Source organism: Ruminococcus sp. (assembly GCF_016287535.1).
In the GTDB taxonomy this organism is placed as follows: domain Bacteria; phylum Bacillota; class Clostridia; order Oscillospirales; family Ruminococcaceae; genus Ruminococcus.
The window spans coordinates 39,335-65,373 of record NZ_JAEFAJ010000001.1; the positions used below are offsets into that span (position 1 = coordinate 39,335).

The 26,039-nt window shown below is 42.3% G+C and carries 25 protein-coding genes and 2 tRNA genes; 1 reads left to right on the plus strand and 26 read right to left on the minus strand.

Features of this window, described 5'->3' with window-relative positions:
* Nucleotides 1–53: 53 nt before the first annotated feature.
* From QZZ36_RS00190 to QZZ36_RS00260, 15 genes are all read right to left on the minus strand, one after another.
* Nucleotides 54–1,655, minus strand: a complete 1,602-nt coding sequence (locus QZZ36_RS00190; RefSeq protein WP_295074895.1) for an FAD-dependent oxidoreductase — start codon at nucleotides 1,653–1,655, stop codon at nucleotides 54–56.
* A gap of 12 nt (nucleotides 1,656–1,667) precedes the next feature.
* Nucleotides 1,668–2,351 (minus strand): 4Fe-4S dicluster domain-containing protein, encoded by a 684-nt coding sequence (locus QZZ36_RS00195; protein WP_295074898.1) that lies wholly within the window; start codon nucleotides 2,349–2,351, stop codon nucleotides 1,668–1,670.
* A gap of 15 nt (nucleotides 2,352–2,366) precedes the next feature.
* Nucleotides 2,367–3,194, minus strand: coding sequence for an FAD/NAD(P)-binding protein (locus tag QZZ36_RS00200; RefSeq protein ID WP_295074900.1), 828 nt, complete (start codon nucleotides 3,192–3,194; stop codon nucleotides 2,367–2,369).
* Nucleotides 3,194–4,216 carry a 4Fe-4S dicluster domain-containing protein gene (locus QZZ36_RS00205; protein ID WP_295074902.1) on the minus strand — a complete coding sequence of 341 codons (1,023 nt, stop codon included), beginning with the start codon at nucleotides 4,214–4,216 and terminating at the stop codon, nucleotides 3,194–3,196. Before QZZ36_RS00205 ends, QZZ36_RS00200 begins: the two co-directional genes overlap by 1 nt.
* Complete coding sequence (locus tag QZZ36_RS00210; RefSeq protein WP_295074905.1) at nucleotides 4,216–5,187, minus strand: 4Fe-4S dicluster domain-containing protein; 972 nt, start codon at nucleotides 5,185–5,187, stop codon at nucleotides 4,216–4,218. The genes QZZ36_RS00205 and QZZ36_RS00210 overlap by 1 nt, the downstream gene beginning before the upstream one ends.
* Nucleotides 5,172–5,618, minus strand: a complete 447-nt coding sequence (locus QZZ36_RS00215; RefSeq protein WP_295074908.1) for a hydrogenase iron-sulfur subunit — start codon at nucleotides 5,616–5,618, stop codon at nucleotides 5,172–5,174. The genes QZZ36_RS00210 and QZZ36_RS00215 overlap by 16 nt, the downstream gene beginning before the upstream one ends.
* Nucleotides 5,609–7,600, minus strand: coding sequence for a CoB--CoM heterodisulfide reductase iron-sulfur subunit A family protein (locus QZZ36_RS00220; RefSeq protein ID WP_295074911.1), 1,992 nt, complete (start codon nucleotides 7,598–7,600; stop codon nucleotides 5,609–5,611). The genes QZZ36_RS00215 and QZZ36_RS00220 overlap by 10 nt, the downstream gene beginning before the upstream one ends.
* A 16-nt stretch (nucleotides 7,601–7,616) precedes the next feature.
* Nucleotides 7,617–8,000, minus strand: a complete 384-nt coding sequence (locus QZZ36_RS00225; RefSeq protein WP_295074914.1) for a 4Fe-4S dicluster domain-containing protein — start codon at nucleotides 7,998–8,000, stop codon at nucleotides 7,617–7,619.
* Nucleotides 7,993–8,790: a CoB--CoM heterodisulfide reductase iron-sulfur subunit B family protein gene (locus QZZ36_RS00230; protein ID WP_295074917.1), complete on the minus strand. Its 798-nt coding sequence runs from the start codon at nucleotides 8,788–8,790 to the stop codon at nucleotides 7,993–7,995. Before QZZ36_RS00230 ends, QZZ36_RS00225 begins: the two co-directional genes overlap by 8 nt.
* Nucleotides 8,791–8,814: 24 nt before the next feature.
* A complete protein-coding gene (gene fumC, locus QZZ36_RS00235) occupies nucleotides 8,815–10,191 on the minus strand; it encodes a class II fumarate hydratase (protein WP_295074920.1) in 1,377 nt (458 codons plus the stop codon).
* A 558-nt stretch (nucleotides 10,192–10,749) separates the two neighbouring features.
* On the minus strand, nucleotides 10,750–11,400 hold the full coding sequence (locus QZZ36_RS00240) for a redox-sensing transcriptional repressor Rex (protein ID WP_295074923.1): 651 nt from the start codon (nucleotides 11,398–11,400) through the stop codon (nucleotides 10,750–10,752).
* Nucleotides 11,401–11,421: 21 nt separating this feature from the next.
* Entirely contained in the window at nucleotides 11,422–12,633 is a 1,212-nt protein-coding gene (locus QZZ36_RS00245; RefSeq protein ID WP_295074926.1) for an NADP-dependent isocitrate dehydrogenase, read from the minus strand.
* Nucleotides 12,634–12,646: 13 nt separating this feature from the next.
* The gene (locus QZZ36_RS00250) at nucleotides 12,647–12,886 is read right to left on the minus strand and encodes a hypothetical protein (protein WP_295074929.1); all 240 of its coding nucleotides are present in this window, start codon (nucleotides 12,884–12,886) and stop codon (nucleotides 12,647–12,649) included.
* Nucleotides 12,887–12,919: 33 nt separating this feature from the next.
* On the minus strand, nucleotides 12,920–14,857 hold the full coding sequence (locus QZZ36_RS00255; RefSeq protein ID WP_295074932.1) for an aconitate hydratase: 1,938 nt from the start codon (nucleotides 14,855–14,857) through the stop codon (nucleotides 12,920–12,922).
* Nucleotides 14,858–15,015: 158 nt separating this feature from the next.
* A tRNA-Arg gene (locus tag QZZ36_RS00260) sits at nucleotides 15,016–15,089 on the minus strand.
* A 176-nt stretch (nucleotides 15,090–15,265) separates the two neighbouring features.
* Here QZZ36_RS00260 and QZZ36_RS00265 point away from each other — a divergent pair.
* Nucleotides 15,266–15,341, plus strand: a tRNA-Lys gene (locus tag QZZ36_RS00265).
* A gap of 198 nt (nucleotides 15,342–15,539) precedes the next feature.
* On the opposite strand, the gene QZZ36_RS00270 is transcribed toward QZZ36_RS00265, so the two are convergent.
* The 11 genes from QZZ36_RS00270 to QZZ36_RS00320 all read right to left on the minus strand — a co-directional run bounded on the left by QZZ36_RS00270 (nucleotide 15,540) and on the right by QZZ36_RS00320 (nucleotide 25,967).
* Nucleotides 15,540–15,767 (minus strand): hypothetical protein, encoded by a 228-nt coding sequence (locus QZZ36_RS00270; protein ID WP_295074935.1) that lies wholly within the window; start codon nucleotides 15,765–15,767, stop codon nucleotides 15,540–15,542.
* A 251-nt stretch (nucleotides 15,768–16,018) separates the two neighbouring features.
* A complete protein-coding gene (locus tag QZZ36_RS00275; protein WP_295074937.1) occupies nucleotides 16,019–16,147 on the minus strand; it encodes a hypothetical protein in 129 nt (42 codons plus the stop codon).
* A 14-nt stretch (nucleotides 16,148–16,161) separates the two neighbouring features.
* Nucleotides 16,162–18,651, minus strand: coding sequence for a hypothetical protein (locus QZZ36_RS00280; protein ID WP_295074940.1), 2,490 nt, complete (start codon nucleotides 18,649–18,651; stop codon nucleotides 16,162–16,164).
* Between the two features lie 395 nt (nucleotides 18,652–19,046).
* The gene (locus QZZ36_RS00285; protein WP_295074943.1) at nucleotides 19,047–19,727 is read right to left on the minus strand and encodes an SOS response-associated peptidase family protein; all 681 of its coding nucleotides are present in this window, start codon (nucleotides 19,725–19,727) and stop codon (nucleotides 19,047–19,049) included.
* 182 nt (nucleotides 19,728–19,909) lie between these two features.
* Nucleotides 19,910–20,536, minus strand: coding sequence for a hypothetical protein (locus QZZ36_RS00290; protein ID WP_295074946.1), 627 nt, complete (start codon nucleotides 20,534–20,536; stop codon nucleotides 19,910–19,912).
* A 70-nt stretch (nucleotides 20,537–20,606) separates the two neighbouring features.
* Entirely contained in the window at nucleotides 20,607–21,419 is an 813-nt protein-coding gene (locus QZZ36_RS00295; protein ID WP_295074949.1) for a hypothetical protein, read from the minus strand.
* Between the two features lies 1 nt (nucleotide 21,420).
* Entirely contained in the window at nucleotides 21,421–21,684 is a 264-nt protein-coding gene (locus QZZ36_RS00300) for a type IIL restriction-modification enzyme MmeI (protein ID WP_365685358.1), read from the minus strand.
* Between the two features lie 83 nt (nucleotides 21,685–21,767).
* The gene (locus QZZ36_RS00305) at nucleotides 21,768–22,202 is read right to left on the minus strand and encodes a sporulation initiation factor Spo0A C-terminal domain-containing protein (protein WP_295074952.1); all 435 of its coding nucleotides are present in this window, start codon (nucleotides 22,200–22,202) and stop codon (nucleotides 21,768–21,770) included.
* Between the two features lie 138 nt (nucleotides 22,203–22,340).
* On the minus strand, nucleotides 22,341–23,975 hold the full coding sequence (locus QZZ36_RS00310) for a class I adenylate-forming enzyme family protein (protein WP_295074955.1): 1,635 nt from the start codon (nucleotides 23,973–23,975) through the stop codon (nucleotides 22,341–22,343).
* Nucleotides 23,976–24,174: 199 nt separating this feature from the next.
* The gene (locus QZZ36_RS00315) at nucleotides 24,175–24,633 is read right to left on the minus strand and encodes a zinc ribbon domain-containing protein (RefSeq protein ID WP_295074958.1); all 459 of its coding nucleotides are present in this window, start codon (nucleotides 24,631–24,633) and stop codon (nucleotides 24,175–24,177) included.
* 59 nt (nucleotides 24,634–24,692) lie between these two features.
* Nucleotides 24,693–25,967, minus strand: a complete 1,275-nt coding sequence (locus tag QZZ36_RS00320) for a thymidine phosphorylase (RefSeq protein ID WP_295074961.1) — start codon at nucleotides 25,965–25,967, stop codon at nucleotides 24,693–24,695.
* Nucleotides 25,968–26,039 lie beyond the last annotated feature (72 nt).

Sequence of the window (26,039 nt, forward strand, 5' to 3'; positions counted from 1 at the left end):
TTTACTTTCTTTTATTAATATCTTTTCAGGGCGCTTATTCAGCGCCCCTTTTTTTATTTCTTTCTTGAATAATGAGGAAGAAGCATAGGTGAAACAGCACCGCTTGCAGCTCCTGAAGCTTCAAGTTCTTTGTTGAAGCTTTCTATATGAGCGAGAGTAAGCTTTTCCGGACTTGCTGTCGCCTTGGCTTTGGCAGCAGCGTTGATACCAGCGTTTCTGCCGAATACGATAACATCAAGAAGAGAATTGCCCATGAGTCTGTTTCTGCCGTGGATACCGCCAGCCACCTCGCCGGCTGCATAGAGATTCTCAACTCCTGTAGAACAGTCGTCAGAGATATCAAGGCCGCCGTTCTGATAGTGAAGCGTAGGATATACAAGTATAGGCTCCTTGCGTATATCTATGCCATATTTGCCGAACATTCGCATCATGGCAGGAATACGCTTTTCAATAGTTCCCTCTCCGTTTTTGTACTCGATCATAGGAGTATCAAGCCATACAGCCTTTCCGAGAGAGGTCTCGATGCCCTTGTTCCTATAAGTACACTCACGTATAATAGAAGCAGCTGTAACATCTCTTGTCTCAAGCGGATGCATAAATACATCGCCGTCGATATTTACAAGCTTTGCACCGAGAGAACGAACCTTCTCCGTAACAAGTGCGCCGAAGATCTGTTCAGGATAACCTGTACCTGTCGGGTGATACTGCAATGTATCAGCGTACAGAAGCTTTGCTCCTACTCTGTAGCCGAGAATAAGTCCGTCAGCAGTTGCACCGTAATGGTTCGAGGTCGGAAAGCCCTGATAGTGAAGGCGTCCTGCACCGCCGGTAGCTATAATAACAGTCTTTGCCTTCGCAACAAGAAGTTCCTTTGTTTCCATGTTCATGAGAACTGCACCTGCTGCCTTACCGTTTCCGTCGAGAATTATCTCTACAGCAGCAGTAAAGTCGATAACAGGAATACCGCGGTTTATGACCTCATCACGGAGTGTACGCATTATCTCTGCGCCGGAATAATCCTTTGCAGCGTGCATTCTCTTGCGTGAAGTTCCGCCGCCGTGAGTAGTTACCATTGTGCCGTCGGGCTCTTTATCGAATTCAACGCCAAGCTTATTCAGCCATTGGATAGCTTCCGGGGCCTTGGTAACAAGCTTTTTTACAAGTTCAGGCTTTGCGGCGAAGTGACCGCCTCCGAAAGCGTCAAGGAAATGTATTGCGGGAGAATCGTTGGGCTTATCCGCAGCCTGTATACCGCCTTCCGCCATCATCGTGTTTGCGTCGCCTATACGGAGCTTTGTGACGATCATTGCCTTTACACCTGCTTCATCGGCTTCGATCGCAGCAGAAGCTCCTGCGCCGCCTCCTCCGATAATAAGTACATCTGTTTCATAATCCGGAGATGTAAGGTCAACATCTTCAGCGCTGATACGGCTTTTGCCCTGTAACAGAGCAGCAAGCTGTGTAGGAACTTTATCGCCTTTGTTTACACCTGCAGAAAGAACAGTGAACTCATCCTGTTTATAATCGGGGTGAAAATTGGCAAGAAGTTCATCTTTTTCTTCAGCAGTCATTCTTCTTGGTTCAAGATCTGCATTTTCAGCTCTTTTTTCAGCAACAACTTTTGCAAGTTCATTAAGCTTTTCTATCTTGTACATATTCTCCCCTCCTTACTTCTCTATCTCGCGGTGGTTGTACATATCCTTGATCTCTTCGATATTATCTACCGCTTTTGTCATGAGCTCTTCGATATCCTTATCAAAAATGCCTTCGTTTACTTCCTTGACCCTGTCGGAAAGGTGTCCGCATTCAGGAGCGATGTACTTACCATTGAGACGCCTTGCAAGCATTGCTACCTGAGGGTGTGAGATACCGGCAGGACATCGTGACGAACATACTCCGCACATTACACAGTCAAAGCTCTCCTCTGCGCATTTCTCATACTCACCTCTCTGGGCATATGCGATATACTGCATAACATTGAGCTCCTGCGTACAGGCTTTGGTACAGGCATTGCAGCCTATACAGCTGTATATTTCGGGATAAAGCTGCATCATTATCTGCTGGTCAGGCTTTATCTCCTCAATATTGTAGGTTCTTTTTTCAAGCGGAAAGAATGGAAGTGTTGCAACATACATTCCTTCCTGTACCTCCGTCTGACAGGCAAGACAGCCGTGGAGCTCTATCTCCCCTTTTATTCTGTAGATGGTCGCACAGGCACCGCAGAAACCGTTCCTGCAGCCGCAGCCTCTTACAAGATCATAGCCTGCATATTCCATAGCTGTCATTATCGTAAGACCTGCGGGCACTTCATATTTTTTGCCGAACAGGTAAACATTCAACATATTATCCATGCGAATTTCTCCTTATTAATATTCGTCGGGCAGTTCTCCAAGCTGGTCAAAACGGAAAACAGGACCGTCCTTGCAAACATACTTGTTACCGATATTACAGCGTCCGCATTTGCCTACACCGCACTTCATGCGAAGCTCCATAGTGGTGTAAACCTGTGTTTCTGTAAAGCCGAGCTCTTTAAGTCCCGCAAGAGTGAACTTTATCATGATAGGCGGTCCGCAGACAAGAACTGTCTTGCTTGTGGAAGGACTGAGTTCCTTGACATAATTAGGAACAAAGCCCACATGACCGTCCCAGCCTTCCTGCGGATTGTCGATAGTCAGGTTTACTTCGATATTGGGATCAGCCATCCACTCGTCAATTATTTCTTTGTAATCTACCAGATCGTCCTTTGAACGCGAACCGTAAATAACCTGTACATCACCGTAGTTAGAGCGGTTATCACGTACATAGTTGATGACCGAGCGGAGAGGTGCAAGACCTATACCGCCGGCGATAAAGAGAAGGTCCTTTCCTTTGAGTTCAGTCTCAACAGGGAAAGCGTTACCGTAAGGTCCGCGTATAGTTATCTGCTGACCAACGTCCATGGCATGGAGCCATGTTGTGAGACAACCGCATTTTTTAATGCTGAACTCCATAAATTCCTTATTGGTGGGAGACGATGTTATTGAAAACATAGCCTCGCCAACTCCAGGAATAGAGAGCATTGCGCACTGTCCGGGCATATGCTCGAATACCTTGCCGCCTTCTGGAGAAATGACTCTGAATGTTTTTACATCAGGGGTATCCTGCCTTATATCCGTTACAACGCCGATATAAGGTATCAATGTATCATTGTTCATCACTTTACCTCCAATGCTTTCATGACTTTAACGATATTCATGGAAATCGGACATTTTGAAAGACATCTTCCACATCCGACACAGCCGAATTCTCCGTTATTGTTTGCAGGAAAATATACAAGTTTATGCATGAACCTCTGACGGAAGCGCTCAAGCTGAGTAAGTCTCGGATTTCCATGTGCCATTTTCGTGAAATCGGAATACATACATGAGTCCCAGCAGCGGAAACGCTTTATGCCATGACCTGTGTCGAAATCTTTTATATCATAACACTGACAGGTAGGGCAAACAAAAGTACATGTGCCGCAGCCGAGACAGCTTTCCGAAAGCTCTCCCCATTTGTCAGAATTAAAGTATTCATTCAGCTTGTCACCACCGAAGTTATCTGTAGTGAGGTTTGCAAGAGGGAGCTTTTTTAAAATCTCTCTTGTTTTTGAACGTACACTCTCAAGCTTTGAGGTATCTCCTTCTTCAAGTAGCGAGGAAACGGAGTCGATGAACTTCTGTCCCTTTCCGTTATGAGCTTCAATGAATAAGTTCTCACCGTCGCTGTAGCAGGCAGCGTCGCCCTCCTCAGGAGCAGCTGCATCAATACCGAAAGTTCCGCAGAAGCAGGTCTCGGCAGGGCGTGTACAGGCCATAGTTACAACAGTTCCGTGTTCACGGCGGTTCTTGTAGAAACTGTCCACAGGATCAGCAAGAAATACCTTATCAAGAATAGTGAAACTTCTCGCGTCACAGGCGCGGACACCGAATATCACAAAATCCTCGGACTCTTCACGAACGTCAACAACCTCTATGTTCTTGCCTTCCATTTTGAAGTCCACAAGATTTTCTATCTGAGGAAAGAAAAAGTCCTTGGCGCTTCTGACAGTATTGAGAGAGCTGCTGAGCTTCATGCCGCTCTCGTACTTCTTATACTCAGCTGCACCGTCCTTGCGGTCAACTGGAATATACAGAGCCTGAGAAGCAGATATTGCATCAAAAAGCTTATCAAGTTTATCGAGAGATATCTTCAGCATTATTCCACTCCCCTTTCGTGAACTATGCTTGTCTCGCAGTCGTCCTGTTTGTAATCATTGAGCGGAGCGCGAGATATACTGTCTTCGCCAGCCTGATATTCACCGTAAAATACATTAATATCCTTTATAAACTTCCTGTTGAGAAGGTGGAGAGGTATATTCTGAGGGCATACTCTTGAACATTCACCGCAGTCCGTACATCTGCCGGCAACATGGAATGCGCGGATTATGTGGAACATATTCTCCTCGAAGCTGTCAGCCGGAGCTTTGTTTTCAACGCCTGAATCTGGATTGTCGAATACGCACTTCTCACAGGTGCAGGCAGGACAGACGTTACGGCAGGCGTTGCAGCGTATACATTTGGAAAGCTGCTCTCTCCAGAAGTCAAAACGCTCCTGAGCAGTCATATTTTCAAGCTTCTCCACCATATCGAAGCGGTTGGAATCGAGAACATCTCCGTCCTCTCCTATCAGTTCGTCATAGATCACGTGCTTCTTGCTCTTGCAGGAAGCACACTTGTCAAGGACAGCCTCATAGAAGGGCATTGTCTCTTCACCGTAAACAGTCTCTATTTTAAGAGTATAATTCTCATTCTTTACGCCGAGGATTCCTGTTATACCTTTTTTCTTTATCTTCTCAGCGTCAAGTTTAGGACCGCCCGGTATGCCTACTATGTACACATTATCACGTACAACTCTGTGCTCCTTTATCAGCTGATTGAAGCTGTATGTATCACATGGCTTCAGAAAAGCAAGTATCTTTCCTTCTTTTCTGCTCTCTTTGACGAGATACTTGGATACATTTGCAGATGTGAAATCATCGTATATGAACTCTTTTTCGAGTTCCTCAGCAGTATCAAATACAGCAGGAGTGATATCGTATGCGAACTCTCCCCTTTTCCAGCCGATGACACGATTTACGGTACCCTCAGCCAGAAGCTGTTTTGCTTTATTTATCATTGCTTCCTGCATCGTAAATCCTCCAGTCTACGGTTGGGTCCGAGTTTTTTTACAGTTTCAGTAAAATCATTCATAGTCGCGGCAAATTTTGCACCCTCAGCTGCCGATACCCATTCAACTCTTGTCCTGTCGCGCTCGATGCCGAGGAAATCCAGCATACTGAACAGAAGAGTCATTCTTCTTCTTGTGAAGTAATTTCCTGATGTATAATGACAGTCTCCCGGATGGCAGCCGCAGAGGATAACTCCGTCAGCTCCGCGCTGGAACGCCCTGAGAATGAACATGGGGTTTACTCTGCATGAGCAGGGCACTCTGATTATCTTAACATTTGCCGGATAATTGAGTCTGTTCGTTCCCGAAAGATCAGCTCCTGCATATGAACACCAGTTACAGCAGAAAGCAACGATCAGCGGCTGAAACTCTTTATTCTCATTTACCTGCATATTGCATCTACCTCCGCCATTATCTGACTGTTAGAAAATCCGTTGAGATCCATAGCTCCCGAAGGACAAGCAACTGTACAAGCGCCGCAGCCCTGACATACAGCAGGGTTAACACTTGCTACTCTGCGTACAGCGATCGTCCTGTCCGGCATTTTGAATTCCTTGTCGATATATGTTATAGCTCCGTAAGGACATACCTTTTCGCATGATGAACAGCCGTTGCACATAAGCTCGTCAGAATGAGCAACGCAGGGATTGCAGGTGATGCTGTTCTTTACGAGAAGTCCTATAGCCTTTGCAGCCGCAGCACTTGCCTGTGCAACAGTTTCGGGGATATCCTTCGGTCCCTGACAGGCACCTGAAAGAAAGATTCCGGCCGTAGCGCTTTCTACAGGTCTAAGCTTAGGGTGAGCTTCTGTAAAGAAATCATTTGTATCCATCTGAGTTGTAAGCATTGTAGCAAGAGGACGAGCAGTCTTGTCAGGCTCGATTGCAGCAGCAAGGACCACCATATCAGCATCGATATGAAGCTGTTCGTTGGCAAGAAGATCAGACGCCTGAACGTCGATCTTTCCGTCAGAACGAGGTGTTACCTTGCCCACCATGCCCTTTATGTAATGAACATTGTACTGCTCAACAGCTCTGCGGTAGAACTCATCAAAGTTCTTGCCCGGTGTACGGACATCTATATAGAATACATACACCTCTGTATCCGGATATTTCTCACGGATGAGCATAGCGTGCTTGGCTGTATACATACAGCATATCTTTGAGCAGTAAGGCTTGCCCTTGCTGTCGTCGCACCTTGAACCGACGCACTGTACGAAAACTATCTTGTGCGGGTGAGTCTTATCCGAGGGACGAAGGAGTGTACCGCCGTTTGGACCTGCGGCGTTCATAAGTCTTTCAAGCTCAAGTGATGTAACAACATCAGGACACTGATTGTATGCAAATTCATCGTACTTATCAAGCTTAATAGGATTGAAGCCGGTAGCAACTATAATAGCACCGTATTTCTGCTCTATGAATCTGTCCTCCTGCTTATAGTCGATAGCACCGACCGAGCATACAGATGAGCAGATACCGCACTTGTCCTTCTGCAGCATCATGCAGTGATTCGGATCAATAGTTGCAACCTTAGGAACAGCCTGAGCAAAAGGAATATATATAGCTGTACGGTTATCAAGTCCCATATTGAACTCGTTGGGGACTTTTTTCATGGGACATTTTTCTGTACAAAGACCGCAGCCGGTACATTTTGTCTCGTCAACAAAACGTGCTTTCTTCTTTATGGTAACTGTGAAGTTGCCTACAAATCCTTTGACATCAGTTACTTCACTGAATGAGTGTATCGTTATATGTTCATTCTGAGAAGCCTCAACCATTTTAGGGGTGAGTATACAGGCAGCACAGTCAAGAGTCGGGAAAGTCTTGTCTATCTGAGCCATTTTACCGCCTATAGTCGGCTGTTTCTCGACGATATCAACATCAAATCCTGCCTCAGCGATATCGAGAGCGGTCTGAATGCCCGCTATACCGCCGCCGATAACAAGTGCTCTTTTAGCTACTGGGCTCTCACCTGCTGTGAGAGGAGCGTTGAGATGGACTTTTGCTACCGCAGCCTTGCCGAGTATAATTGCTTTTTCGGTCGCTGACGCGATATCCTTATGTATCCATGAACACTGTTCACGGATATTGGCTATCTCGACAAGGTATGGATTTAGTCCTGCCGAAGCGGCAGCTTTTCTGAATGTATTCTCATGCATTCTTGGTGAGCACGAACATACTACAACTCCTGTAAGTTTATGCTCCCTGATAGCATTTTTTACAAGGTTCTGTCCCGACTCGGAGCACATATACTGATAATCCTGGGAGATAACGACTCCGGGCTCATGTCCGAGGGTCTCTGCAACAGTCTTTACATCAACAGTTGCAGCAATATTTGTTCCGCAATGACAGACAAATACACCTATTCTCTGCATAGTCCTTATCTCCTCCTTACTTTATGTATTTTCTGAATGCTGTGACTATAGCCTGCTGCGGCATATCCTCGTCAAGCAGTTCAGGTAACTGATTAGGATTCATATGATTGTTGCCCTGCTGACGAACAGCAGCAAGACGTACAGCTTCGACCACCTTGGCTGGTTCTACATTTCTTGGACATCTGTCCACACAGGCAAAGCAGGTCAGACATTTGTATATGGACTTTGAATTCATAAGAGTCTCGATATCTCCCCGCTCTACCATATATACGAACTGATGAGGATGATACTCCATTTCGTCATAAGACGGACAGGTTCCCGAACATTTTCCGCAACGCATACATTTCAGCACATTAACTCCGCTTGAACGCATCACCTGTTCTTTAAGATTCTTATTCATTGCTCTCCCCCTTTACTCCAAGAGCTTCAGCAAGGAGTTCGGTAAAATAGTATACCGGCAAATCCGAGCCGGAATTTCTTCTTAAATTATACATACATAGTGGACAGGCAGTAATTATCATCTCTGCCCCCTGATCTTCAGCAGACTTAATTACCGCTGAGCTTCTTTTATGAGCCTGCGACTTGTCTTCAAGAGCTATGTATCCGCCGCAGCATTCATTTCTCTGTGAATATATAACCGGAGTACCGCCGACAGCTTTGATAAAATCCTCAATAATTGTAGGATTCTCAGGATCATCCATAGCAAGAGCTTTTGAAGGCCTGAGAAGCAGGCAGCCGTAGTACGCAGCTATCTTCCTGCCTGTAAGCGGATTTACAACCTTTTTTGCAAGTTCATCGAAGCCCACAACATCACGAAGCATTTCCAGATAGTGATATACCGTTGTCTCTCCGCAGTAAGGCTCTTCAAGTCCGAGATAGTTCTTTACCTTTGATGCCATATCCTCATCATTGGAAATATCATAGTTTGTCTGCTTTATAACATTATGACAGGCTGAACAGACGGTGATAAGAGGTCTGTCAGCTTCTTTTGCAGCAATAAGCGTTCTGACAGCTGAAAGTTTTGTGGCGATCTCATCTTTAGCTGTAGTATACGCACCGCCGCAGCACTGCCAGTCAGACGGTTCCTCAAGGGCGATGCCAAGGACCTCTGCCGACAATCTTGCATATTTGTCAAGGTCTTTGGCTTTGGTTCTCAGCGTACAGCCAGGGTAATATGTAAACGTTTCCATACGTCAGCATCCTTTCATGTATTATCAGACCATTTCTTCAGGATGGAATACTTCATCAAACTTTTCCGCAGTAAGGAAACCGAGTTCAACACAGGCTTCTTTAAGGGAGATATTGTCTTTAAAAGCTTTTTTTGCGGTCTTAGCAGCGTTTTCATAGCCAATATACGGATTTAGAGCTGTAACAAGCATAAGAGAATTGTGAAGATTATGATGCATTTTTTCCTTATTTGCTCTTATACCCACCGCACAGTTTTTATTGAACGAGGTTATCGACTCGGAAAGCAGCCTTGCAGACTGTAAGAAGTTATACGCGCATACCGGCATAAATACATTAAGCTCAAAGTTGCCCTGTGATGCAGCCATTCCAACCGTAACATCATTGCCCATTACCTGTACAGCCACCATAGTTACCTGTTCACACTGCGTGGGATTAACCTTGCCTGGCATTATCGACGATCCCGGCTCGTTTTCAGGAATAAATATCTCTCCGAGACCGTCACGCGGACCTGACGCGAGCCATCTTACATCATTTGCTATTTTCATCATATCAGCGGCAAGCGCCTTCAGTGCGCCATGTGCAAACACTATTTCATCTTTGGAAGTGAGCGAGTGGAATTTATTCGGGGACGTTCTGAAATTCTTTCCTGTAAGACTTGCAATAGCTTCTGCTGACTTTTCAGCAAAGCCTTTCGGCGCATTAAGTCCTGTACCAACGGCGGTTCCTCCAAGTGCAAGTTCTTTCAGTTCTTCGCAGGCAGTAAGTATCATTTTTTTATCCTTTTCGAGTGATGATCTCCAGCCGCTGATCTCCTGCGAAAATTTAATCGGTGTAGCATCCTGCAAATGAGTACGTCCGCTTTTTACAACACCTTCATTTTCCTTCTCAAGCTGCCTGAATGTACTGATAAGCTCATCAACAGCAGGAACGACCCTGTCTTCCAGTGCAAGAACGGCGGAAATATGCATTGCAGTCGGGAATGTATCATTTGAAGACTGGCTCATATTGATATCATCATTCGGATGGAGAAGCTTACTTCCCGCGATCTCGTTTCCTCTGTTGGCAATAACTTCGTTAGCATTCATATTCGACTGAGTGCCGCTTCCTGTCTGCCATACGACAAGAGGAAAATGTTCATTAAGTGAACCGCTTATTACTTCATCACAAACTTCTGAAATGATCCGGAATTTTTCATCAGTCATTTTTTCATGTCTTAGTTCATGATTTGCTATTGCAGCAGCCTTCTTCAGAATTCCGAGAGCATGGGTAATTTCACAGGGCATTGTTTCAAGCCCCACTCCAATAAGAAAATTCTCATGACTGCGTTCAGTCTGAGCACCCCAGTATTTGTCGGCAGGCACTTTTACTTCGCCCATTGAATCATGTTCTATGCGGTAATCCATTAAACATTCACTCCCAAACAGATTTGTCGGAGATAATACTCTTTGAGGGCACTATCTCCATTATTATAAACGTATACATTAATAGTATACCAATATATTTCACTAATTTCAAATTCACTTTAAGAATATCGCTATTCTGATATTGATATCTAATTAACAATTATTATTTCATTAAAAGCATAATATTATTTTAATATGATATATTATTTTTTATATTGTAACTTCAATACTTTTTCATAAACTTTAAGAAGCATTTTATTTTTACGGCAGTTAACTTGTTTTTGGCTGTATTTCATAAATGTATATTGAGTGAAATAGTCGGCGAAGTTTCAGCAGATATTTTTCTAATTATAATTTGTGCAATAAAACACATATACATTTTTATGCAATGCATATAATTGCTCATAACGAGCTCGAATACATCTATTCCATTATATATATAGTTCAGTGAAACTTTGATATTTTTTTCACATTCAATCAATAAAAAGCGGAGTTCAATACTGAACTCCGCCGGTAATCAGCGTACTGATTTTGCCCTGAACAGCAAACAAGCAGATATTAATTATCTTTTTCACAGTTTTCGAGGTTGTTAAGTCCATAAGAAAGGGTAGTAAGACTGTCTCCAAGATGAACATTTTCTACAGCCACGCCCTTATGTGTAACCTTCAGATCATAGTGCGTAAAGTTCCAGAATGCCTTGATTCCGCAGTCTATCAGTGTATTCACAAGTTTTTCAGCTGCTACCATAGGAACACACAGAATTGCTGCGACAGGCTTGTGAACAGCACAGAATGAGCTTATCTCTTCAGCGCTCTGAACCGTTAATTCGCCAAGCTTTTTACCGATAATTTCTGGATTTACATCGAACGCTCCTATCAGATCAAAGCCTTTATTTCGGAAATCAATATGGGTTGCAATAGCCTTTCCGAGATTTCCGGCACCAAGAAGTATCATCGGTGTCTGCTTGTCAAGGCCAAGTATCTTGCCTATTTCAAGGCGGAGATCACTGACATTATAACCGTATCCCTGCTGTCCGAATTCACCGAAGCAATTGAAGTCCTGTCTTATCTGAGAAGCGGTAAGCCCCATTTTTTCAGAAAGCTCTCTTGATGATATGCGAACATATCCATTGTGCTCAAGTTCCCCAAGAAAGCGATAATAACGCGGAAGCCTTCTTATGACTGAATTTGATATTGAGTCCTTTGACATTGCGGTATGCCTTCTCTCTTATTACATTAATTTATCAAGCCTGATCTTTATCTCGTCAAGGAAAGTCTTTGAATCGACCTTTTTCTTGTTTTCAAGCTTAGAAATAAGGTAAAGATCTCCTGTCATAACTCCGTCTTCAATGGTCTGGATAGTTGCTTTTTCAAGCTTGTCAGCAAACAAGCAAAGTTCAGGAGTGCCGTCCAGTTCTCCCCTTTTGCGGAGAGCTCCGCTCCACGCAAATATTGTTGCAACGGAGTTTGTGGATGTTTCTTCGCCCTTGAGATACTTATAATAATGACGCTGAACTGTTCCGTGTGCGGCTTCATACTCGTATATTCCGTCGGGTGAAACCAAAACAGAAGTCATCATAGCAAGACTGCCGTATGCAGTTGAGACCATATCAGACATGACATCACCGTCATAGTTCTTGCAAGCCCATATATATCCGCCGTTTGAGCGAATAACTCTCGCAACAGCGTCATCAATCAGAGTATAGAAGTATTCAATGCCGACAGCTTCATACTTATCCTTGTATTCATTCTCATATATTTCCTGGAAGATATCCTTGAAGCGATGATCGTACTTCTTTGAAATAGTATCCTTTGAAGCAAACCATACATCCTGTTTAAGATCAAGACCGTAGTTGAGACAAGCTCTCGCAAATCCGGCAATAGAAGCGTCAAGATTATGGAGTCCCTGTATGATTCCGTCACTCTTTGTAAAGTCATGGATAAGCTCACGTGTCTCATTTCCGTTCTCATCAGTTACAACAAGTTCAGCCTTGCTTCCCTTGCTGACGCGCATTTCCGTATTCTTGTAGACATCTCCGTAAGCATGACGGGCAATGGTTATGGGCTTTGTCCATGTGGGGATATACGGTTCAATACCTTTTACAATAATAGGTGTACGGAAAACAGTTCCGTCAAGCGCTGCACGGATAGTACCGTTAGGCGACTTCCACATCTGTGTGAGATTATACTCCGGCATTCTTGCAGCATTCGGAGTAATAGTTGCGCACTTTACTGCTACACCATACTTTTTAGTAGCCTCGGCAGAATCAAGAGTTACCTGATCCTTGGTCTCTTCTCTGTGCTTCAGTCCAAGATCAAAATATTCTGTATTGAGCTCTACATAAGGTTCAAGGAGAGTCTCCTTTATCCACTGCCAGAGGATCCTGGTCATTTCGTCGCCGTCCATTTCGACAAGCGGCGTTTTCATGGTGATTTTTGCCATTGGTTTATACCTCCTAATCTATTCTGATGTCAAAAGCGAGCATACAGATTATAAACAATACAAGTGTAATGAAGAATGCAGCTGAATTTCTCGCTTTCTGCGACAACGGAGTTTTCAGCTTCCCAAGCAGCCAGTAAACCGCTGCATATATCAGTCCGATAATCAAAACGGAAAGCCAGCCTCTTGGAGTAGTCGGGATCCTTACTCTTCTGGCAGCTGTAACAAAGTTACCGTTTAATAATTCAAAAAACATAATTGTTCAAGCCTCATCAGAAGTAATATCAGATTATTTCATTGACTCTCTTGTAAAGTCAAGAAGTCCACCTGCAAGCATTATATCCTTTGTACGTCCGGAAAGCTCGCAGAGAACCGGTATCGACTTGCCGTTTGTTTTATTGAGTACGGTAAGTTCAGACTTGCCTGACTCTACAGCCTTTCTTACATCGGCAAGCACAAGTTCGTCGCCCTGTGATATACTGTCATAATCAGCTTCATTTACAAATGTAAGAGGAAGTATACCGGCATTGATAAGGTTAGCACGATGAATACGTGCAAACGACTTTACAAGTACAGCCTTTACGCCAAGATAAAGAGGCGCAAGAGCAGCGTGTTCACGTGATGAGCCTTGTCCATAGTTTGAACCGCCGACAATTATGCTCTTTCCAAGAGATTTTGCCCTCTCTGGGAAGCTTTCATCACAGACTGCAAAGCAGTGCTGTGATATCTTCGGAATATTTGAACGAAGCGGAAGTATCTTTGCACCTGCCGGCATGATATGATCTGTAGTGATATTGTCACCGACCTTCAGTGAAACAGGAGCATCTATGCTCTCAAGAAGAGGAGCCGTTTCAGGATAAGGCTTGATGTTTGGTCCGCGGAGTATCTCAACGCTGTCCATTTCCTCAATAGGTACTGGAGGAACGATCATGTTGTCGTTTATAACAAATTCCTCCGGAAGCTTGAATTCAGGCATATCGCCGAGCTCACGAGGATCTGTGAGATAGCCTGTGAGAGCTGAAACAGCAGCCATTTCAGGTGATACAAGATATATCTGTCCGTCCTTTGTTCCGGAACGTCCTTCAAAGTTTCTGTTAAATGTTCTGAGAGAGATTCCCTTGGAATTAGGTGACTGTCCCATACCGATGCACGGGCCGCAGGCACTTTCGAGAATTCTTGCGCCGGCGTCGATAAGTATTGAAAGCGCCCCGTTCTGTGCAAGCATATTGAGGACCTGCTTTGATCCCGGAGCTATAGCAAGGGAAACGTCCGGATTAACAGTCTTGCCTTTAAGTATATGAGCCACCTTGAGCATATCCAGAAGAGAAGAGTTAGTACATGAACCGATACAAACCTGATCTATCTTGAGTCTGCCTATCTCCTCAACGCTCTTCACATTATCAGGAGAGTGAGGACAGGCAGCAAGAGGAACAAGTTCGCTGAGATTGATCTTCAGCTCTTCATCATAAACTGCATCCGGATCAGCAGACAGCGGAGTCCATACTTCCTCACGTTTCTGTGCTCTGAGGAACTGCTTTGTTACTTCGTCAGACGGGAATATAGATGTGGTTGCGCCAAGCTCTGCACCCATATTTGTAATTGTAGCTCTTTCAGGAACAGAAAGAGTCTTTACGCCTTCACCGCAGTACTCAATGACCTTTCCGACACCGCCTTTAACGGATAATCTTCTGAGCACTTCAAGGATAACGTCCTTTGCAGCTACCCAGGGTCTGAGCTTGCCGGTCAGTTCAACTTTAACTACCTTCGGACATGTGATATAGTAAGCTCCGCCGCCCATAGCTACAGCAACATCAAGTCCGCCTGCGCCGATGGCTATCATACCGATACCGCCGCCTGTGGGGGTATGGCTGTCGGAACCAATAAGAGTCTTTCCGGGAATACCGAATCTTTCGAGGTGAACCTGATGGCAGATTCCATTGCCGGGACGTGAGAAATAAATACCGTGCTTCTTTGCAACGCTGCCGATGAATCTGTGGTCATCAGCATTTTCAAAGCCGCTCTGAAGTGTATTATGATCTATATAAGCAACTGAGCGCTCGGTTTTAACACGAGGAACTCCTATTGCCTCAAATTCAAGATATGCCATAGTACCTGTGGCGTCCTGTGTAAGAGTCTGATCGATACGTATACCTATCTCCTGCCCTTTTACATACTCGCCGTCAACAAGGTGTGCTTTAAGGATCTTTTCAGTTAAAGTTAAACCCATTGAAGATCATTCCTTTCAAAATATAAAAATACATTATAATTTTACATCATTTATATCAGTTTGTCAAGAATTAAACAAAGTATTTTTACATAAAACTTTTATTGAAAAATTTGCAAATAGATATAAAAAAGCCTTACGTTTTACGTAAGGCTTTTGAGCGTGCCTGGAGGGATTCGAACCCCCGACCTACTGGTTCGTAGCCAGTCACTCTATCCAGCTGAGCTACAAGCACATCTTTTGACGACTTAAATATTATATCATGTAACGAAGTAAAAGTCAATAACAAATATAAAAAACGTCAATTTGCACTAATTAGAATAATTAATGTTGGTGTAATAACCGAATATATAAAAAGATAAAAAACAACTTGACAAGACAATGCAAATTTGATATAATTAATTTTGTTGCGAGACATTAGCTCAGTCGGTAGAGCATACGCCTTTTAAGCGTAGGGTCGAGGGTTCAAATCCCTCATGTCTCACCACTTTTATTTATGCCGGTATTTCGAGTAATTCTTGGAATATCGGCATTTTTCGTTTGCTTTGTCTTCAAGTTAAATTACGAATATGAAGCTAAAAATACATGAAATCAGTTAAAAATACAGCGTTTGTCACACGAATGTCACACGGATATTAACCAAATACTATTAAAATTAAAGGACGGCATACGCCGTCCTTAACTTTTATTCTTCTAGGAATCGCTCTATAACGACCATAATCTCCTCAAGTCTCTTACCACCGATACCTTTGATTTTACTCAGCTCTGCTTCAAGAGTCAGAAGATCTATTGTTTTGCCTTGTTCTCCTAGTAACTGATCACCATACTGCAGAATGAACTTTGTAAGTTCCTCGCGGTTCATTTTCTTGATCTTTCGGTAAGTGTCCCTGTCGATGATCTCTTTCTGTCCCATATATAGCTCCTTTTCGTTTCTTATCACTTATTATAGCACATCACCAATACAATGTAAATACATAAAACAAATCTGTCACTATGAGCGGTTATCTTGTAAAACTTCGATAATTCCTTACAATTAACAAACTAACTTAAATCTATATACTACAACTCAGATTTGAAGCATATTTATCAATTGAATTAAGTATAACGGAAACAGGCGGCACAAAGCCGCCTGCTTTTCTATTAATTCTTGCTTTTTTCTTAGAATTAACCAAAATCGTTACCACTGCCACTATCACCGCCAACGCTGCTGCCGGCAGGACTTGTAGTGATAACGTCCTCTGTTTCAAATTCGATAATTTCCATTTCAGGAGAAGTGTACTTCATTTTTTCCATTGATATAGCCTCCATTAGCTTATTGAATTATATGTAACAGCAGTGAAGTTAGTATAAAGTGTAACTTCCTCGTTGTTATCATTCTTGCATTTGATATAGCCGACTGCATAAACGTAGCAATCTGTATTATTTCCGATCGCATAGCTGAATGAGATAGTACCGTTATGATTTGTGTAGGCAGCTACAAACTTCTTGACCTTTCCGCTTATATTGTTCTTGACAGAAGTCTCAACATCAAAGTCAGTTGTTCTCAGATCTACAGTATTAGCGTATTTAGGATCAGATGTATTAGCACCAGCCAGCTTGTTTGTAGCATACAGCAGACCAACTTCCTCGATAGTATAGCTGTCGGGAGTTGTATGTGTAAACTCAAAGCTGATTGCATTTTTGCCGTTATATACTGTCTGAATTTCACCGAGTGTAAGAACAGGCTTTGCTTCTACTACAGCTGTATCCGCAACATAAACAGGTGTCAGGTCAACGCTTTCATTTACGATAAAGCTGTACTCCTCGGAGTAGCATACGGGTTCATTATTTACAGCCCAGTGCGAGAACTTCTGTCCAGCGGGAGCAGCATCAGCCGTTACAGTAAAGGACTTTCCAAACTCAAAACCGTCAACGGGTGCACCGTTTACGGAGATATTAACAGCAGCAGGGATGATATACCAAGGTATAGTTTTTTCGCCCACGAAATCTTCACCTATACCTCTTATCTTGACCATGTATGTACCAGGCTTAGTTGCTGATTTATCACCCTCGAACATTTCATAATCCTGTCCCTCAACAAGAACCTTACCGTTGTAGATAAGAGCATAGTCAACATCTATTAAATCGCCTGTTTGAGTGAATGTATCACCGTTTGTAAAAGCAACTTCCGCCTTTGCGATATCTGGATGTACAAGCTTGGCAAGTACGACTGTCTGTGTATCGGTGTATTCCTTTTCGAGGAAAGTAGCTTTTGCTGTGTAAACAATGCTGCCCTCGGAATCGTAAGTTGCATTTGTTATAACAGGCTCGGAAAGCTGAACATCTGTTGTTTCCTCACTGCCACATTTATCGCATACGAATTTAACACTTGCCTTGCTGAAGTCATTGCTCCATGTCCATACAGGCTCGCCGTACTTGTGACCAGAAGACTCGATAATAGTATCAGCCTGGGTTATCTCGTTATTACCCGCGTTATCTGTGAAGTACTTTTTATTAGCTTCATCATACCAGTATTCGATTGAACCATCTACGGTGCAGGAAGGTGCAACTGCTTCATGATGAGTTAGAGGCAGCTTAGCAATAGAGATTTCCTTTGTGTCGGTGTATTCTACACCCTCAAAAGTTGCCTTAGCAGTGTAGATAGTCTTTCCGTCGGCAGTATAGGTTGGAGCTATGGTTTCAGAAGTTACTTTTGCTTCGATAGTCTGAACATCATCGTCCTTTTCGCAGGTGAAATTAGCACTTGCGATGTAGCTGTCATCGAACTCGCTCTCTTCCCATGTCCATTTCGGAGCTTTGTAGGTATGACCTGTTGCAGGAATTGTCACAGCCTCCTTTGGAGTCAAATTGAATTCTTTCCCCTCAATTAAATAGGCTTCACCGTTGCTTCCGCTGTAATATTCTGTATTTCCCTCAGCCATACAAGTAGGATCTTTAGCATTCACAGAAATTGCAAGTATTCCGTCCGAGTATTCACCAAATAAGCTGCCCCTGTTAGCAAATGTGATAACTTCCTTTCTTTCGTCTACAAAGCGATAGTTCTGCCCTTCTACCAAGTCATTCGGATTACACCCGTATAGTTCCTCAAAGGAGTCAGGATCCTCCCTCAGCCACCAGAAGAAGTTATCAGGATCGTCATTGTATCGTTCCTGAATAAATTCATCGTCAAAATGCCAGTGACCGCTTTCGTATATATATGAACCTGATGGAATTGCTACAATAGAATCATCACGAAAATAAGCATCTGAAAATACACCCTCTGAAAAAGCAACAGGTTTTTTTACGTTAAAAATTAATTTTAATTTGGTATCCACATAAATCGGATTATAAAGTGGGTTTGATATCTCAGGGGCAGTAATTATTATATCAACAATTGGATCGTTATCATAATAACAAAAAATGAATTCCTCTGAAAGACTAATTGGAACTGTTGAATTAATTTCAAAATATGTCATCTGCGAACTTTCAACATAAGAAACAAAAGCCCAGTTTCCAATCGAAGAAATAGCACAATCCTCAGCAAAGACTACTCTCTTTACTTTACTTGCATTTCCCCAATCATTGCCACAAAATGCCCTGTCAGGAATTGAACCTGAACCAGTAATATAAAGCAGACCTTCGTTGTCAAGAGTCCATTTTACACCTCCGAAATTGCCGCTGTCAATTATTTCTGTCTCCGCATTAGCAACAATGCCCGTACTTCCTGTCAAAAAGCCTCCCACGTTTGCGGGCAAGCTACCCGCTACAAGAGCCAGTGAAAGAACAAATGCCGCTGTCTTTTTCCATGTGTTTCTCATAAAATTTCATACCTCCTTATTTTTAGATAACACAAAAAGCGCACCCCACAGGATAAACCTATCCCATGTGATACGCTTGTATTACCCATGTTAAATTGCAAAAGGGCGCAGTTATAGCCTGTGCTGTGCTGTGCTGTGCTGTGCTGTCGCATTGTAACACGGTATGGCATAACTGTCAACTCTTTCCCCCTAATTTTTATAAAGAATTTATATAATATGAAGATAAACAAATTCTTTATAGTGATATTATACCACAATCTTTTCGTGTTTGAATGAATATTTTGTAAACAAAATCTATTATATGTTAACAAAAGTCCGATTTATACTCTGCGTTTTCATCTTTCTCAAGTATATGAAATGAGGCGGCGCGAAGCCGCCATCAAATATATTTGATCTTACATTGTAATGAACTCATTTGGGGATCTATAGTACTCCACTGCTCTTTCAAATATCATGTTTGACAGTGCTTTTTCAACTATAGCACTGGGATCTCCGTTTGGACGTATCCAGTCCTGCAAGTTCTCCTTATCCAGTATCAGCGGCATACAATCATGGATATCTCTTACAGTACCTGCTGCTTCTCGTGTAAGGATAGAAAACATAGGTATCTGCATATCATCATGATTCTCATATCGATAAAGTCCTGCGATATATGTGATGTCTGAGCCTTCTGTTTGTATAGCGAATTTGACCTTCTTGGAATTGAGATGCTCAATCATGCTGCGGCTATCGTTCTCATATACAGGATATCCCCACTCATAATACCACGAAGCAGGGATAACACATCTACGTCTGTACCATGAATCCCGCCACAATGGCTTACTATCTGCAGTCTCTAAGCGGCAGTTGGCAAGAGGCTTAGGCGTAGCCTTATGCGTAAATCCCCACGCCATTGGGAATACTGCCATATTTCCATACTTATTCGGTGCAAGAACTGGCGCAATATCGGAGGGATACAAGTCGCCGGACATAATCAAGCTCTTTCCAAGCTTATTAGATATTTCCTGAGCTAATGCCATTTTCCTTATCTTTACGAGTACCTCAGCCATTTCTCTTGGCTCTATACGCAGAGACATACACATGAAGACCACCTCTCAGCGTCAAAGTAGAATATATGTTCTTATAAGATTATATCATATAAAGATAACTTTGTCAATATAAATAAGGAACGCCTCTAAGGCGTTCCTATTAGATATATCATTTTATTGAAGCAGTACATACATCCAAACTGTGATTTTTTGTCGATATATTGTTTGTTTTAGTATTTCTCAAGATATTTAAATTTATCAGTATAACCATATCCCAAAACAGTTCCAAATGGGTAGTTCATTTTCATATCTAAATCAAAGCTTTTTAACAGGAACAATGTATCATGTCCCCCTTTAAATACTCTCGGATTTTCTGGACACCGGTTTATACTCATTAATGACTTTACTTTAGTAAAGTCAAGAATTGCTTTATCCAATCCATTTATCTTTTTTTGCAAATCATAATACAGTCTCCATGCAACTGCATCTCTTAAGCCACCTAAATAATCATAATGGTTGTCAAACATGTGTATCATTTCGTGGAGAATACAGTATTCTTCTGTTCTGGCTTTTGGAGAAACTGTGACAGTATGATATTGTGACTCATAATAAGCCTTCAAATCAGGATCTCCAATTTCACGAACACGAACTATCAGATTATTATAAAAAGTTTGTGATGGATTATCCACATTTGTTTCGAACATTGTATATGTAATAGAATCTCTTTGAATTGTCAAATCATTAAAATAGTTGCTATATCGAAAAATAAGATCGTAGATTTCTTGTTCCTCCGGCGTTGCTTTACAATAATACCAATCTTCCCAAGTTTCTAAACCTCGCCTTATACCACCATACATGATACATCTTTCCTTTCTTGTATAAAAATAGTCATCGCATCCCTTCGGCTTCGATATCCTGCTAGGCAAATTATAAAACAATAATATCTATAATTCTATCTTGAGAGACAGTTCTACCGTACCCTGAATAACATGTATTACCATTTATACTTTTTTCTTCATTGTGCAAATAATCATACATATACGTTAGAGCCGCTCTAAGTATTTCGTCCATTACGGATGGTTCATTGCAATCTATAACTTCTATGAATTCAACTACAACTGGTTTACTCATCCTTTTAAATTCTGATACGATTTCATTCCCTGCTTTTCCGTATTTCGCAAGAGCGTAATCAGATACAATTTCGGGTTCATTAATATAACTATGGCAATCAAATACATTGGCGTTTATAGCAGCTTCATACATCAACATTGCACAGGGACCGTGATCGGCAGCATTTTCTAATTTGAATTCAATTCTTTGCTTTGTCCATGATGATTCTGTATCTTCACACATGGGAATTCCAAGATGCAGGGCGATTGAATCAATAAGCTCTTTTATTTTTGGGAGCATGTATGTTAAAGGTAATATTCCTCCAATTTTAAAAGAGTTTGTATCGATTACACGACTACCATGAAACCAATGAATATTGACCGTCTTGTGAGTAATGGGATAATCAGTAAAGCCTTTATATAATATATAGATTCCAAAATCTTCGTATATCTTATCGTCGTCCTCGTCAAAATCATAATCATAATAGTGCTTCTCTCGTTGCTTTATTGCACTTTCATATTCAGATTCCCAATCTTTTGAAAGTATCGCTATTATATCAGATACAGAGCAATTAAACCAATCAGACAATGATTTTAGAACAGATTCAGGCGATTTACAAATAAAATCCATATTACTTCTCCGTCAACCTCTGATACATTTTCATCAGCTCAGCCACGCACTCGCTCTCGGTGTTGAGCTTGCCCCAGAAGCCGTAAGCCTCCATGACAGCCTTATCGTTAGCCTGATGAGCCTTGCGGAGTTCGGGAGGCATCGTCAGCTCGTCGTAGAGGTCTGCGAGGGAGCTGTCTGGGTAGAGTGCTCTTGCGTCGAGGATAGCCTGTGCGGTCTTTTCTATTTTTGCCTTTTGCTCGGCTGTGGGATTACACCACGGGATCTATCGCAATATTATAAGAAACAAAAAGACCATAAATACACAAAAAATGATTTCCTCAAAGAGGTATTCATTACAGAATCAGATTATGATAAACTTCGTTCCCTTGTAATTAGGAAGAAAAATGTCATTTTACAAGGTGCTCCTGGAGTAGGAAAGACATTCTCCGCTAATCCCAAAGAACATAACTCTTCCGATATAGTCGAAATAAAAACAGAATTTGTCGGAATATCACTTGAACACTGAAGCACGTTTAGAAAGATTGTATCTGCAAGTTCCGCGTTATGCCTGTACCACCCTGATTTTATCGCGTGTCTTACAGCACGCTCTACTGAACATTCAGAGGTATGATAATTTTCAGCCATTTTTGCATAAAGCATCTTTGTCATTGCATTGATGGGTTCTTTTGTAGTCACACAGATATAGATACAGTCACGCAGGTAATGGTATCCTTTTGTATTCGGCGATATTCCAAAGTTAAGAAGAATTTTTACAATAATTGCTGAGAGTTTGTCTGTCATTTTTTTCACCTCTTAAAAAGTGCTTACAGACAAATTATACCATAATGTGCGTTTTACGCATATAGCGAATATAGTCGTAAAGTGACGAGTTTTGTCGAATAATGCAAAAAAGAACAGCTTACGCTGTTCTTTTTTGATTCAGTTCTTTATTTGTTTAGCCACAAGGCTTTCTCCACAGTATATCGAACGAAGCTTAGGCTTTTCTATTTTGCCGGTCGGATTTCTCGGAACATCAGCAAATATGATTTTATGAGGTCTTTTATATCTTGGAAGTTTCTGACAGAACGACGTGATATCATCTTCTGTGCATTTATGGTCTTCTTTGACGGAAATTATAGCAGCTGCTATTTCACCCAGTCTGTTATCCGGAAGTCCTATAACTGCAACATCCTTTATTGCCGGATGACTTCTGAGGAAGTCTTCAATCTGAACAGGGTACAGATTCTCACCGCCGCTTATAATGACGTCTTTTTTACGGTCAACAAGGTAAATGAATCCGTCCTCATCTTCCTGCGCCATATCACCTGTATAGAGCCAGCCGTCCTTCAGAGTCTCGGAAGTTGCTTTTTCATCTCTATAATAGCATTTCATAACACCCGGACCTTTTACAAGAAGCTCTCCGACCTGTCCGCGCTCAACTGCGTTTCCGTTTTCGTCAACTATCTTGATCTCCCAGCCGTAGCCTGCCTTACCGATAGCGCCGACTTTATGAATATTCTCAACTCCGAGATGAACACAGCCTGGACCAATAGACTCACTGAGACCATAGTTTGTATCATACTGATGATTCGGAAAAACCTTTTTCCAGCGAGCGATAAGTGACGGCGGAACAGGCTGGGCGCCGATGTGCATAAGCCGCCACTGACTGAGCTCATATTTTGATAGGTCTATTTCACCTCTGTCGATTGCGTCAAGTATATCCTGAGCCCACGGAACAAGCAGCCATACGATGGTGCAGCCTTCAGCGGAAACGGTTTCTATTATCGACTTTGGCTTAACTCCTTTTAGGAGAACAGCCTTGCTGCCTGAATAAAGACTTCCGAACCAGTGCATTTTTGCTCCTGTATGGTAAAGAGGAGGTATGCAGAGAAAAATATCATCTCTTGTCTGTCCGTGATGATTCTGTTCAACCTTTGCCGAATGCATCAGACTTGTGTGATCGTGAAGGATAGCCTTAGGGAAACCTGTTGTACCTGATGAAAAATATATTGCCGCATTGTCGGTGTCGCTGACTTTTACGTCAGGAGCGGCACTTGCGCAGTTAGCTACGAGGCTGTCATAATGCTCGGCAAAAGAGGGACATCCTTCACCAACATAGAATAAGAGTCTGTTTTTGCTGATCTCATCAGCGATCTCTTCGATCCTTCCTATAAATTCAGGACCGAAAACAAGTATATCAACTTCAGCAAGATCAAGACAATACTTGATCTCATCTGATGCATACCTATAATTGAGCGGCACCGCAAGAGCTCCGGTCTTGAGTATGCCAAAATATATAGGCAGCCATTCAAGGCAGTTCATAAGGAGTATACCGACTTTATCCCCTTTATGTACTCCTCTTTCAAGGAGCATATTAGCAAAGCGGTTTGCCTTTTCATCAAATACCTTCCATGTTATCTCACGTCTGTAGGTACATTCCGGATTAGGCTCGATAAGCTCATATTCTTTCCAAGTGATACGGCGGACTTCAGTTATTTCGGGATTGATCTCCACAAGTGCTACATCATTGCCGTAAAGTTTTGCATTTCTTTCAAGTAATTCTGTAATAGGCATTATGTAAATCCTTTCTGCAAAAGCAGCATTGCTTTTATGTATAAAAGTCAAAAAGCTGCAAAGCGATAAACTATTTTTATTTTATCACAAAAAAGCTGAAAAGTAAATACCCAGTTAATGTTTTATTGTCCAAATTACAGCCACGTTTTTTTAACAGTTTGCATAAATAAAGGCGCACCAAAAAAGATGCGCCTTAAATTTATTCGTTTTCGGAATCTTCTGAACTTGCTGTAACTTCTTCTCCGGAAGTCTCAACAACATCTGTGACCTCGGCTGTTACTTCCGATGCGATTTTCTGACCGCATTTGTCGCAGAATACCTGATCCTTGCTGACCTGTGCGCCGCAGTTTGGACATGAAGACTTGTCCTCAAGTGACATAAGCGTGTTTTTCAACTCTTCAAGTTTCTGATTCTTTTCTTTGATACCGGAAATAGTCTCTGCGAATTCGCTGTCGGTGTCATTGCATATCTTTTCAAACATCGCCTTTCCGAGAACAATGTAATCATTGTTGATACTTGATTCGATTGAAGAGAGCTCGCGCTTGATCTTGTTTTTTTCAGCGAATTTCTTTGAGTTGTCGGATACAGTTTTTGCACCTCGTTCAACAGACTCTCCGAATTTACCTGCTATGTCTTTAACTGAATCAAAAAATCCCATATTGAGTTACCTCCTTAAAGTATATGTTAATATTATTTTATCACACAAGAACTGATTAGTCAAGTGTAACTTGGCTTTTCAGTGATCTCGAATTTAACAGCATTCAGAGCTCTAACGGCTGCGTCCGAGAAATCACTGCATACAGTTGAATAAAGTGTCATAATAATATCGTCAGCATTAAGATGATCTCCGATTTCGCAGTTCATAATTATTCCTGCGCTCATGTCAAGCTTATCATTTTTATTGAGCCTGCCTGCACCAAGAAGGAGCGACGTCATTCCGAGCTCTTCGCAATTGAATCCGAGTATCTTCATTTCCTTTGTCGCACGTATCTCGTATTTCAGCTGCGGCTGCGGCAGAATTGAGGTATCGTCACATATCCTCTCGTTTCCTCCGTGAAGCCTGATAGTGGAACGAAGTACATCGAGAGCCTTTCCTGAGGATACAGCTTCCTTTGCAAGCTGAATACATTCCTGCAAGCTGCCTTTTCCGGCAAGTCTGAGCATTTCTGCAGAAAGTTCTATGCATATATCATAGAGTTTTCCTTTTGTCTTTCCCTGAAGCAGCTCAATGGCTTCCCTGACTTCAAGTGCGTTGCCGATATTCTTACCTAAGGGCGAATTCATATCAGTAACCACAGCTTTGCATTTCTTCCCTGCCGCTGCACCTATCTTCTCCATCAGGTCTGCCAGCCTTTCAGCTTCTTTCCTGTTTTTCATAAACGCTCCGGAACCGTATTTAACATCAAGAACAAGGATATCTGCATTCATTGCGAGCTTTTTGCTCATTATACTTGCGCATATAAGCGGAATGCTGTCAACAGTACCTGTAGCGTTTCTTAATGAGTATATTTTCTTGTCGGCAGGACAAAGCTCACCAGTCTGTGAAATAATGGAAAAACCGGTTTGGCTGAGTATCTTTTCAAATTCAGGGATGGACAGATCTGTTCTGTAACCTTCGATACTTTCAAGCTTATCAATAGTTCCGCCTGTATGTCCAAGACCGCGTCCTGACATTTTAGCAACACAGACTCCACAGGCAGCTACAACAGGCCCGACAATAAGAGATGTCTTATCACCTACTCCGCCTGTACTGTGCTTGTCCGCAGTCAGAGGAATATTAAGTTTAAGTATGTCCCCGCTGTCACGCATTGCAGCGGTAAGCGCAAATGTTTCTGCTTCTGTCAGGCCGTTAAGACATACAGCCATAAGCCATGCGGACATCTGATAATCTGGGATATCCCCATTAGTATAGCCGTTTACGAGCCATAATATCTCGTCCTCAGACAGTTCCTGTGACTTCTTTGTTTTGTTTATTATATCAATAATGTTCATGATCCACCTCCCGTGTGTATATTTTAACATAAATCATGCTGTATATCAATAGTTTTTGTGAAAACGAGCACA